This is a genomic window from Vibrio sp. Vb2131, assembly GCF_033338535.1.
Classification (GTDB): Bacteria; Pseudomonadota; Gammaproteobacteria; order Enterobacterales; family Vibrionaceae; genus Vibrio; species Vibrio alginolyticus.
In genome coordinates this window covers 1-542 of record NZ_JAWOSW010000143.1, presented here as the reverse complement: position 1 = coordinate 542, position 542 = coordinate 1, and the positions used below count along the sequence as shown (strand labels likewise).

At 46.5% G+C, this 542-nt stretch carries 1 protein-coding gene; it reads left to right on the top strand.

Annotation, left to right across the window (positions count from 1 at the left end; genetic code table 11):
• Positions 1-542 (top strand): efflux RND transporter permease subunit (locus R7E38_RS23280; protein WP_318082210.1); only part of this gene is annotated, 542 nt, incomplete at both ends.

The window sequence follows — 542 nt, the reverse complement described above, 5'->3', positions numbered from 1 at the left end:
CTGTCACTAACTGGCTTGTAAAGCCTGTTGAAATCGATGATGTACCCATTGTTGTTGCCGCAATTTATTCCACCGATCCAGACATTCTCGATCGCCATCAGTTGAGACGTATTGCAGACCAAGCCACGTTAGGCATTAAATCATTGGATGCCACCAACAAGGTGGAAGTGATTGGCGGTGAGCCGAGAAAAATCCAGATAGAGCTTGATTCCGTTGCGATGGCAAACTTCAAAGTAACCATCGATGACCTCGAACAGGCCATTCAGCTCAGTAATAGTAAAACCCAAGGCAAGAACGTTCGCGTAAACGGGCAAAATTTCACATTGGAGTCGGGAAGGTTTCTGACTAACGCCGAAGAGGTTGGCGATCTTGTTATCGCGGTGCTCAATGGTAAACCCGTTTATTTGAAAGATGTCGCGCGTATTTACGACGGTGAAGGTGAGGCAACATCCGATACTTGGTATCGCGATAAAAACCACGATGAAGCATACCCAGCGGTGTTTATTTCTGTCGCTAAACAAAAAGGCTCGAACGCGGTTAAC